The organism is Alienimonas sp. DA493, assembly GCF_043951915.1.
GTDB lineage: Bacteria > Planctomycetota > Planctomycetia > Planctomycetales > Planctomycetaceae > Alienimonas.
On record NZ_JBINJD010000018.1, the window covers coordinates 47,645 to 56,347 of the forward strand.

General features: G+C 71.0%; 7 protein-coding genes. All 7 read right to left on the reverse strand.

Going from position 1 to position 8,703, the window contains the following annotated elements:
• Positions 1-60 precede the first annotated feature (60 nt).
• Positions 61-1,569 (reverse strand): DUF1501 domain-containing protein, encoded by a 1,509-nt coding sequence (locus tag ACG2DA_RS04760; protein ID WP_395254328.1) that lies wholly within the window; start codon positions 1,567-1,569, stop codon positions 61-63.
• A 59-nt stretch (positions 1,570-1,628) separates the two neighbouring features.
• On the reverse strand, positions 1,629-4,403 hold the full coding sequence (locus ACG2DA_RS04765; protein ID WP_395254329.1) for a PSD1 and planctomycete cytochrome C domain-containing protein: 2,775 nt from the start codon (positions 4,401-4,403) through the stop codon (positions 1,629-1,631).
• A 136-nt stretch (positions 4,404-4,539) separates the two neighbouring features.
• Positions 4,540-4,779: a hypothetical protein gene (locus ACG2DA_RS04770; RefSeq protein WP_395254330.1), complete on the reverse strand. Its 240-nt coding sequence runs from the start codon at positions 4,777-4,779 to the stop codon at positions 4,540-4,542.
• Between the two features lie 60 nt (positions 4,780-4,839).
• Entirely contained in the window at positions 4,840-5,997 is a 1,158-nt protein-coding gene (locus ACG2DA_RS04775; RefSeq protein WP_395254331.1) for a sulfatase-like hydrolase/transferase, read from the reverse strand.
• A gap of 63 nt (positions 5,998-6,060) precedes the next feature.
• Positions 6,061-7,779: a LamG-like jellyroll fold domain-containing protein gene (locus ACG2DA_RS04780; protein WP_395254332.1), complete on the reverse strand. Its 1,719-nt coding sequence runs from the start codon at positions 7,777-7,779 to the stop codon at positions 6,061-6,063.
• Position 7,780: 1 nt separating this feature from the next.
• Positions 7,781-8,332, reverse strand: coding sequence for a sigma-70 family RNA polymerase sigma factor (locus tag ACG2DA_RS04785; RefSeq protein ID WP_395254333.1), 552 nt, complete (start codon positions 8,330-8,332; stop codon positions 7,781-7,783).
• 126 nt (positions 8,333-8,458) lie between these two features.
• Positions 8,459-8,703, reverse strand: a 245-nt coding sequence (locus ACG2DA_RS04790) for an H-X9-DG-CTERM domain-containing protein (protein ID WP_395254334.1), incomplete at its 5' end; no start/stop codon positions are given.

Below are 8,703 nucleotides of genomic sequence, written 5' to 3' on the forward strand. Positions count from 1 at the left end.
AACCCCACGAAGCGCGATCATGGAGGGAGTTTCTCGAAGGGGGGCGGGGAGGAGCGGACGTTAAGCCAGCAGCGGCTCGACGACGTGGCCGTGCACGTGCGTCAGCCGGCGTTCCAAGCCATTGTGGTAGAAGGTGAGCCGCTCGTGATCGAGCCCCATCAAATGCAGCAGCGTGGCGTTGAAGTCGTAGACGCTGGTCTTGTCCTTCACCGATTCAAAGCCGAACCGGTCGCTCTCGCCGTGGCTGTAGCCGGCCTTCACGCCGGCGCCGGCGAGGAAGCAGGTGAAGGCCCCGGGGTTGTGGTCCCGGCCGGTGCCGTTCGCCTGCAGGAAGGGCATGCGGCCGAACTCGGTACACCAGACGACCAACGTGTCCTCCAGCATCCCCCGCTGCTTGAGGTCCGCGATCAGGGCGGCGGTGGGCTGGTCCATGATCTCCGCCTGCATCGCGTGGGTCTCCTTGATGTTCGAGTGGGAGTCCCAGTTGGTGATGCCGTTGCCGCCGGCCGGATCGCTGCCGTTGAACAGCTGAACGACCCGCACGCCCCGCTCCAACAACCGCCGGGCGAGCAGGCAGTTCTGTGCGTAGGCCCGCTTGAGCTTCGAGCCCGTCCCCGTGCCGTAGGCGGCGTGGGTGGCGGCGGTCTCGCCGGAGACGTCCATCACCTCCGGCACGCTGGTCTGCATCCGCCCGGCGAGTTCGTAGCTGGCGATGCGACCGGCGAGGTCGGCGTCGTCCGGGTACCGCTCCAGGTGCCCGGCGTTGAGCCGCTTGAGCAGGTCCACGCTCTCGCGGTCGGCCGCGGGGGAGACGGCGTCCGGCCGGGCGAGGTTCGCCGGGGGGGAGGCCGCGGTGAAGTCGGTCCCCTGGAACGCCGCCGGCAGGAAACCGCTGCCGAAATTGTTCTTCCCGCTGCGGGCCAGCCCGCGGGGGTCGTTGATCGCCACGAACGCCGGGAGATTCTGGTTCTCCGTGCCCAGGGCATAGGTCGTCCAGGCCCCGAAGGACGGGTAGCCCTCCTGCGTGAAGCCGGTGTTGAAAAAGTTCTCGCCCTGCGGGTGGGCGCTGGTCTCCGTGTGCAGCGAGTGCACGAAGCAGAGGTCGTCCGTCAGCTCCGCGAGGTGCGGGACGAGGTCCGAGACCATCTTCCCGGTCTCGCCGCGGGGTTTGAACTCCCAGAACGGCTTGGCGATGTTCCCCGTCGGGCCCTCGAACGTCACCGCCGGCAGGCCGGGCGGCTTCTGGCCGTGGATTTTGAACAGGTCCGGCTTGTAGTCGAACGTGTCCACGTGGCTGACCGCCCCGGGGCAGTAGATCACCAGCACCCGCTTCGCCTTTGCTTCGAAGTGGGGCTTCCGCGGCAGGTACGGGTTCGCCGGGTCGACGTCCGGGCGGATCGGCTCGACCCCGCCGGCCGTCCGGGGTTCGCCGTCCGCGGCGAGCAAGCCGTCGGCCGACAGCAACTGGGCCAGCGACAGAGCGCCCAGCGACAGCCCGGACTGGGCGAGGAACGACCGGCGGTCCAGCAGGCCGCGGCCGGCGGGCGTGAGGTTCTCGGGGTTCGACATGACGGTCGGGCGGGAAAGGAACGTGCGGGGCGGGGAGGCGAGGCCGGGGCCGGCGGCGGTCAGGGCAGGAAGACGAACTCGTTGGCGTTCATCAGCGTGCGGCAGAGGACCGGCAGCCCGTGCTCGCCGGCGACCGCCGCGGCGGCGGCCCGCTCGTCGTCGGCCGGTTCGCGGCCGAGGATCAGCAGGAAGGACCGCGTCACCGCGTCGTCGTCCCCTTCCTCGGCCTGGGCCTCCGCCCGTTCGGCGATGCAGCGGGCCTGATCGACGGCGAACTCGCTGTTCATCAGGTTCAGGGCCTGCAGCGGCGTCGTGGAGACCGGCCGCTTGCCCCTCACCTGACCGCAGTCCGGGAAGTCGAACGCGGTGAACATGCGGTCGTCCACCCGCCGCATCCGCTCCTGGTACAGCATCCGTCGCCACGTGTGCGGGCCGTGGTTGTCGACCACCTCCCACTGGGCGTAGCGCTTTTTGACGTTGTGGATGCGGTAGCTCGGCCCGCCGACCGTCTCGTCGAGACAGCCGGACGCCTGCAGGATCGAATCGCGGATCACCTCCGCCTCGACCCGCTTCGGCGGGTAGCGCCACAGCAGGGCGGCGCCGGCGTCCGCGGCGAGGCCGTCCTCCCGGGGCAGGCTCGACTGCCGGAACGCCCGCGACAGCGCCATCAGGCGGACCATGTGCTTCACGGACCACGGCTCCGCGTGCGGGCCTGCGGTCTGCGGGTCGACGAACTCCGCGGCGAGCCAGTCCAGCAGGTCCGGGTGGGTCGGCTCGGTGCCGGCGGCGCCGAAGTCGGCGGTCGTGGTGACCAGCCCGGCACCGAACAGGTGGTGCCACAGCCGATTAACCATCACCCGGGCCGTCAGCGGGTGGTCCGGCCGGGTCAGCCGCTCAGCGAACGCCTTCCGCCGGGCCGGGCCGGGGGCGTCCGTCGGCAGGCCGAGGCTCTCGCCGAAGGCGGCGGGGCCGTCCGGGGCGACCTGTTCGCCGGGGCTCTCCGGGCTGCCGCGGCGGAACACGAACGTCTCCCCCGGGTCGACGAACTTCCCGATGAAGCTGAGCTGCGGCCCCTCCTCCAGCAGGGTCTCGATCGACGCCTGCAGCGCGTCGTGCGTCGCCTTCGCCTCCCCCCCGCGGTTCAGGCGGCTTTGGATCGACTTCGTGTCCGCGACCGGCTCCCACTCCCCCACCGCGTTGCGGACTTCGACCGTGAAGTGCGGCACCCAGGAGGTCGCGAGCCCTTCCAAATAGTCCGTCGCGGCGAGGTCCTCGCGGTTCCGGCTGTAGGTCATCCGATCGACCCTCCGAACGTCCGGGAACTCGATCATGATCCAGGGCTTCTCGACGGAGCCGTCGGGGACCTTCGCCCGCCACGCCTCGGTGCCGGTCCGGCCGTCGTTCACCTTCCACGCCTCGCCCCGCGGAACGGCGGTCGCGGGGTTGGCGCTGGCGACGGCGCCCGTGGACGCCGCGGCGAGATTCTCCCGCCAGTCCGCCGGGCCGAACAGCTCCCACTCGTCCAGGCCAACGCCCTTCCCCTCGAACGTCAGCCGCACCGCGTCGGTCTCGACTGGGTTGAAGAACATCTCGCGGTGCGTCCGCCAGTCCTCCGTCCACGCCCCGCCGTCCTCGCGGAGCAGCCGGCGGTGGGAGCGGATCTCGTCCCACAGTTCCTCGCCCCGCTCCCGGCGGGGATGGCCCGGGGCGAGTTCCGGCCGGCGGGCGTCGTACTCCACGTCCGCGAACACCGCCGTCAGGGCGTAGTAGTCCTGGATCGTGACCGGGTCGAACTTGTGGTTGTGGCACCGGGCGCAGCTGACCGTGGTGCCCAGCACGGAGGCCCCAACGGTTTGAACGATCTCGTCCAGCCGGTCGGCCCGGGCCTGCCGGCGGGCGGCGGGCTCTTGCCCCACGGTCGCCGCCGGCACGTGCGGGCCGGCGACCAGGTAGCCGGTCGCCTCGCCCACGCCGAGTACGTCCCCGGCGAGCTGTTCCGTCAGGAACCGGTCATAGGGCACGTCCTCGTTGAAGGCCCGGACGACGTAGTCCCGGTAGATCCAGGCGTTCTTGCGGTACATGTTCGACTCCGACCCGTTCGTCTCCGCCCAGCGGATCACGTCCAGCCAGTGCTGGGCGAACCGCTCGCCGTACCGCGGCGAGGCGAGCAGCCGGTCGACCAGGGCGACGAGGGCGGCGTCCGGGTCCTCCTCGCAGGCGGCCTCGAACGCCGTCACCTCCTCCGGCGTCGGGGCGAGACCGGTCAGCACGATTGACGCCCGCCGGATCAGCGCCGCCGGCTCGGCCGGGGCGGAGTACGTCAGGCCGGCGTCGTGCAGCTTCTCCTGCAGGAACGCGTCGATCGGGGCGGCGTCGCCGTCGACCCCGGGGCCGGCCGGCGGGTCGGGCCGCTCGACCGGCTGGTAGGCCCAGTGGTCGGACTCCTCCCGCACCGGTACGTCGTCCATCTGGCCGGGCCAGACGGCGCCCTGTTCGATCCACGCCCTGAGCACTGCGATCTCCTCCACCGGGATCATCTCGGAGTCCGGCGGCATCTCCATGCCGGGGTCGCGGTGCCGGACGACGTCCAGCAGGTAGCTCCCCTCGGCGTCGCCGGGCTTGAGCACCGTGGAGCCGGTGTCGCCGCCGGTCTGCATGCCCAGCCGGCTGTCCAGCCGCAGGTTCGACTCCTGCACCCACTCGCCGTGGCAGTCGGTGCAATGGCCCTCCAAGATCGGCTGCACGTCGCGGGCGAAGTCGACGGCGCCTGCGTCCGCCGACGGGGGGGCGGCGAACGTCGCGGCCAGAAGGACGGCGGGGAGAAGAGGCGTCACGGCGATCGTCTCGGGGGGCGAGCATTGGAAAGGGGCGGACGCGTCCGCCCCCTTTGTCATTCCGTCAGCCCGCAGATTTCCGGGACGAATGCGGGACGAAATCGTCCCGACGGGGCGGCCCGACCGGCGGACCGGTCTATTTCGGCAGGCCCGTGGAGAACGTGCGGTCGTAGTTCGGCATGTCCGTCTCCTCCCAATCCCGGGCGGATTTGCGGTTGTGGAACCAGAGCGACTCGACATGCCCTTCGCTCCACCGCGCCGCGTCGGCGACCAGCACCCGGACCACGTCGGGGCGCTCGGCACTGAGGTCGGTCGTCTCTCCGGGGTCGCGGGCGACGTCGTACAGTTCCCACTTCGACGTCGGGCCGACCTTCACGACCTTCCAAGGGCCGCGGCGGACGCCGACGTTGCCGAACCCGCGGAAGTACCTGACCGCTTAGATCGGCGCCTCGTCACGGGCCGGGCGCCCGGACAGCAGCCCGTCCCACACGTCCACTCCCTCGAGCGGTTGGCTCGCGGGGACGTCCGCTTCGGCGAGGCGGGCGAAGGTGGGGTAGAAGTCGATCGCTGAGACCGGGTGCTCGTAGACGCGGCCCGCCGGCACCACGCCCGGCTGGTGCCAGAGCATCGGCACGCGAACGCCGCCTTCGTAGACGCTGCCCTTGCCCTGCTTCAGCGGCGTGTTGTCCGCCCCGGCCCCCAGCTTCCCGCCGTTGTCGCTCAGGAAGACGATCAACGTGTTCTCGAACTCGTCGGCCTCTCTTAGAGCCGCGACCAACTCCCCGACGCCGCGGTCCACGGCGTACACCATCGTTGCGTACGTTCGGCGGTCCTCGTCCTCAATATGCCCGAACAGGGCGAGGTCATCCTTCGCCTCCAGCGGCGTGTGCGGGGCGTTATAGGAGAGATACAGGAAGAACGGGGCGTCGCCCGCGGCGGACTCGGTCACGAACTTGGCCGCCTCGCGGGAGAAGGCGTCGGTCAGATATTCCGTCTCGCGGACCTCCTCCCCGTTGCGTTCCAGCGGAAGAATATAGTCGTTGAACGTCTGGGCCCCGTTCGCCTTCTGCCGTTCGTAGATCGGCCGGTAGCGGTTCGGAAAATAGGCGTGGCCGCCGCCGAGGAAGCCGTAGAACTCGTCGAACCCGCGGGCGTTCGGGTGGTAGGGGGCGTCGATCCCCATATGCCATTTGCCGACGACGCCGGTCCGGTAGCCGGCGGTCTGCAGCGTGGTCGCAACGGTCGTTTCGCCGGGCGGCAGGCCGAGGCGGTTGTATTCCTCGATGCCCTCCCCCGCGTTCGGCAGGTTGTATGGCCCGCCGAACAGGTGCGGGTACCGTCCGGCCATCAGCGCCATGCGGCTGGGCCCGCAGAACGGGTGGGCGACGTATCCGGAACTGCAGACCGTTCCCCCGGCGGCGAGGGCGTCGAGGTTCGGCGTTTTCACGTCCTCCCCGCCGTTGAAGCCGACGTCAGCGTAGCCGAGGTCGTCGCAGAAGATCAGCACGACGTTCGGCCGCTCGTCCGCCCGGCCGACGGCGGCGGACAGCAGGGCGAGCGGCAGGGCGAGCAGCCGAGCCGCGGCGGGGAGCATGTTCATGGGCGTTGAGGGGCGAGCGTCTTGAGAGATACAGCCTTCAGCAATCTCGATCCGCCGTCAGTAGCCCGGCGGTCGGCCGGCCTCGAAGAGCCGCCGCACGGCGTCCCCGGACAGCGGCGTCCGGTACACGGCCAGTTCGTCAATGACGCCGTTGAGGTTGCGGAGGGCGAACGCGGGCGACTTGCGAAACGGCTGGCCCCAGTTGCCGAGCTCCGCCGGGCCGATCCGCAGCGTTTTCACCAGCATGTCCGCCGGGATCGCTTCGTCGGCGACGAGTTCTCCGTCCACGTACTGCCGCACGCGGCCCGCCGCGGGGTCGTAGACCGACGCGAGGTGGAACCACCGCCCGCTCTTGGACAGATCCCACAGCGGCGGGGTGAGGTAAACCTTGTGCAGGCCGGCGTCGCGGACCATGCGGCCCTCGACTTTGCTGAAATATTCCACCTCCGCGGAGTCGTCGGCCATCACGCTGAACATCAGCCGGCCGTCGTCGCGGATCTGCCAGTGCGGCTCCCCGTTCTCGTACCCGTCCGCCATGAACAGGGCGTTGTACCGGCGGTCGAGCCCGTCGATTCGAACCCAGCAGCTCAGTGAGAGCGCCGGGAACTCCCCGTCCAGCACCGTCCGCACGCGGGCGCCGGGCCGCTCGAACGACAGCCCCGCGGACGCCTCCCCAAACCGCCCCTCAGTCTTCGAGACCATCCCCACCAGGGCCCCGTCGCCGGTTCCGTCCGCCGGCCCCTTGCCGGCCGCGGCGTTCGGCAGGACGCGGTCGAAGCCGCCGGCGGCGATCGGGTAGTAGGCGATCAACCTAGCGTCGTCAGCCCGCTCGGCCGCGGCGGACTGCCAAGCGGCGAACCGGCGGCGGGCGTCGACGGCCCGCTTCGCCTCCAGATCCGCCGCGGCAAGCCACGTCCCGCCGCCCCGAGGCTTCATGCCCTCGCCCAGCCAGACGCTCTGCCCGGTCGTCAGCCGCGACTTCCCGCCTCCGTGCGGCTGCGGACGGAGTTCGATCTCGCCGTCCAGCACTTCGGCGAAGGTGCCCCCGTCGGAGACCTCCAGGGCGAAGGTCGTCCCTAGGTCGAACACCTCCGTCTCGGCGGTCCGCACCGTGAACCCCCGGGCCGCGGGCGGGACGTCGGCCCGCATACGGCCCCGGTGCATCCGCAAGGCCCAGTCGGAGTCGACGACCAACGACGCCGGCCCCTCGACCACGACCGTCGCCCCGCAAAAGAAGTCGATCTCCAAGAGGCCGGAGTCGATCGCGACGGGGCCGGCCGGCAGCAGGTCGCCGCCGCGGTAGGCCGGGGCGTCCTCCGCCCAAGTCACGTCGACGGCCCGCCGCAGGGCGGCGTGCCCGACAACGGTCTCCTCCGCCGCGACGTCCGCCGCGGTGACTCCCCCGGCGTCCGCGAGGCCGCCCCCGGGGCGGCTGAAGAACAGCGCCAGCGGGGCCGCCGCGAGGACCGCGAGCGCCGCCGTCGCCCACAGAACCGCCTGCCGCCGCCGCGGGGCGGGCGGGGGAACGGCGGCCGGCGTGCTGGGCGCCGTCCCGTCGGCCGCCGGTCCGGCGGCGATCTCTTCGAGCGTGTGCGTGAGCCGCGAGACCCGCAGGTAGTACTCCACCACCGCCGGGTCGCGGCGGAGCGCCTCCTGCAACGCCTGAAAGTTCGCCGGGGAGATCGTGCCGTCCACCGCTTCGAAGCAGCGGCGATGGTCCTTCGGGCTGACGCCGGACGGGGAGTCCCCCCCCGGGGGGGCTGGGGAGTCGGTCATCTCAAGTTCTCCCGGACAATCGTGTTTCGACGCATGTGAGTAGGCCCGCCCGGAGCCGTTCGAGTTTCGAGTAGAGCCGGCGGGCCTTCTCCCCGGTCTCCGCGGCAATCTTGGCGACGGAGTCGCCCGCGGAGTGCACGCTGAGCAACAGCCGCCGGGATTCCTCGGCCATCGCCGCCAGGCAGGCTTCGACGGCGACCCGCTCCTCCCGGGCCGCTTCCTCGGCCGCGGTCGCCGCGTCGGCCAGTCGGACGAGGACGTCCGCGTCGAACACCAGCCGGCGGCGTTTCGCGTCCCGGAGGTGACTCAGGGTCTTGAACCGGGCGACCACGAAGGCCCACCGGCGAAAGTCGGTTCGCGGGTCGTCGCCGCCGGCGTCGAACTCCGAGAACTTGTGCCAGCACTCCAACGCGACGTTCTGCATCACGTCGTCCAACCCCTCTCCGCCCGGCAGCAGCGACCGCACGAACCGCCGCAACGCCGGCTCGTTATGCGTGAGCAGGCTCACGAACAGGTCGTACTGACGATCACAGGACGGGCGGGGCGAGGACATTGCGGGGCTTGGAGGCGACAGTTCATTCCGCGGCGGGAACGGTTTCCGAACGGGAGCTGAATTTCTTGCTCGAACTCTCGCCCGCCGGCGGCCGGTCGGGGCCGCCGGCGGGACGGAGGCCGTCGGTCAGAACTCGTCGACCACCTCGCCGCCGGCGCGGCTGCCGAGGGCGCCCCAGACGCCGTAGTTGCTGCGACCGCTGCGTTTGGCGTTCAAGGCGCCGTTCTTGCCGGCGTCGATCGTCTCGGAGATGAACCGGACCGACCCGTCGCCCAGGCACACCTGCACGCCGCCGGTGTGGAAGCTGCCGGCGGAGATCACGCCGTTGCTGCCGTCCCAGCCGGACTGCAGACAGCTCGGGCCGTTCGGCG